Genomic DNA, 1,635 nt, shown 5'->3' on the forward strand with positions numbered 1-1,635 from the left:
TTTATTGTTTCGCTCCTTGATATTTTGGCTGCTTTGTGGCGCGATATTTGCTGATTCTATGGTACTAAGTGCGCAAGATGGTGCAGTAAGCCTTAGCGCCAGCGCTTACGTTGCGAACGATAAACAATCAGAATTTGAGAAAAACCATAGTGAAATTCTGCTAAATCGTCAAAAAAATGAACTAGATAGGCAAAGCCTGCAAAATAATTTGCAACGTGAATCAAAAGGTGTAGGCGACCACGATGATTTTTCGATGAAAAAATAGCCGATACAAGATATCAAGGAGCGAAACAATAAAAATGAGAAGGACTTAAAACTACGCCGTAAAAAGCTGCAAGGCGACGCTTATCGGCGGTAGGGCTGCTTTTGTTTATCGGTTTTTAAGTAAAGTTTCTATAAAATCTCCGCTTTACATTTTCTTAAAGGAACAGTTATGAAAAGAACGTACCAACCCCACAATACCCCTAAAAAGCGTACTCACGGCTTTCGCGTCCGTATGAAAACAAAAAACGGCCGCAGAGTTTTAAGTTCAAGACGCGCTAAAGGCAGAAGAAGATTGGCTGCGTAGGCAAATTTGCTGCGATAAGCGATAGCGGGGTTTTTTCGGAGGTTTATAAAAGTGCGGCGAAGTGGCATTGCGAATGCGCTGTCGTGTATTTTTTGGCGAGCGAGGAGCGTAAATTTAGCGCGGTCGCCAGCAAAAAAATAGGCAATTCGGTCACGCGAAACCGCGCCAAAAGACGTTTGCGCGCCGCGTTTTATAATCAAAAAGACGCCATTGTTAGCGGAATTTTTATATTAATCGCAAAAAAGCAGATCATAGATATGAGCTTTGAAAACATTGAGCGAAATTTAAAATGGGCGTTTAAAAAGATCGGCGCAGTAAAATGAAGAGATTTTTTATAGCCGCGATCGGGTTTTATCGAAAATTTATTTCGCCTTTGCTACCGCGCTGTTGCCGTTATTATCCGAGCTGTTCGGAATACGCGCTTTATGAGTTTAAATTTAACGGTCTTTTTCGCGCTCTTTGCGCTACGGCCGCTAGAATTTTAAGGTGCAATCCGCTCTTTAGCGGCGGCATAGATTATCCGATAATCGCGCGAAATTTTAAATTTTGCGTATTTTCAAAAGTCTGCGAAGGCGGCTTTAACGCGCGCGCGCAGAAATTTAAGCTTTGGTTTATACCATATAAAAAAAATAGATATTACGTCATACGACTAGGAGAAAATAGTGCTAGATAAACTTCCTCAATCAAAGCGCCTTGCTATCGCGATAGTAACTGCGCTCATATTTTTTGTAGCTTACGATCATTTTTATTTATCAAAAATTCGCGCCGCAATGGAGGCAAACGCAACCGCGGCACAAATCGCGCAAAAAAATGCCGCCAAGTCCGCTCCGCAAACTACCGCTGCTGGCGTGAGTGCGCAGGGAGCAAATTTAAGTACCGCAAATTCCATCTCTGCACCGTTAGTACGCGTGGTTGGCAAAGAAGCGAATTTTACGATCGACGGGCTCGGTCGTATAAGCTCGTATGTGTTAAACGATGCTAAATTCCACGACGGAAACGGCGAGGCTCTAAATTTAATCGATGCCAAATCGCATTCCAAGCCGCTTGAGGTGCGTTTCGAGGACGCG

At 43.2% G+C, this 1,635-nt stretch carries 4 protein-coding genes and 1 pseudogene; all 5 read left to right on the top strand.

Features of this window, described 5'->3' with window-relative positions:
* Positions 1–265: hypothetical protein (locus Q0277_RS09665; RefSeq protein ID WP_297997584.1), on the top strand; the 265-nt coding region annotated here is incomplete at its 5' end.
* 168 nt (positions 266–433) lie between these two features.
* Entirely contained in the window at positions 434–568 is a 135-nt protein-coding gene (rpmH, locus tag Q0277_RS09670) for a 50S ribosomal protein L34 (protein ID WP_297997586.1), read from the top strand.
* 14 nt (positions 569–582) lie between these two features.
* Positions 583–891, top strand: a complete 309-nt coding sequence (gene rnpA, locus Q0277_RS09675; RefSeq protein ID WP_297997590.1) for a ribonuclease P protein component — start codon at positions 583–585, stop codon at positions 889–891.
* On the top strand, positions 888–1,241 hold the full coding sequence (gene yidD, locus Q0277_RS09680; RefSeq protein ID WP_297997588.1) for a membrane protein insertion efficiency factor YidD: 354 nt from the start codon (positions 888–890) through the stop codon (positions 1,239–1,241). Before rnpA ends, yidD begins: the two co-directional genes overlap by 4 nt.
* Positions 1,231–1,635 (top strand): annotated as a pseudogene (locus Q0277_RS09685) (membrane protein insertase YidC); the annotation flags it as partial. The gene yidD and the pseudogene Q0277_RS09685, both read left to right, overlap by 11 nt.

Origin of the sequence: uncultured Campylobacter sp. (assembly GCF_938030815.1) — a bacterium.
In the GTDB taxonomy this organism is placed as follows: Bacteria; Campylobacterota; Campylobacteria; order Campylobacterales; family Campylobacteraceae; genus Campylobacter_B.

Bases quoted from the DNA above. Each gene is read 5' to 3' on its own strand.
- yidD (WP_297997588.1), top strand. From the start codon at position 888: ATGAAGAGATTTTTTATAGCCGCGATCGGGTTTTATCGAAAATTTATT.
- rpmH (WP_297997586.1), top strand. From the start codon at position 434: ATGAAAAGAACGTACCAACCCCACAATACCCCTAAAAAGCGTACTCAC.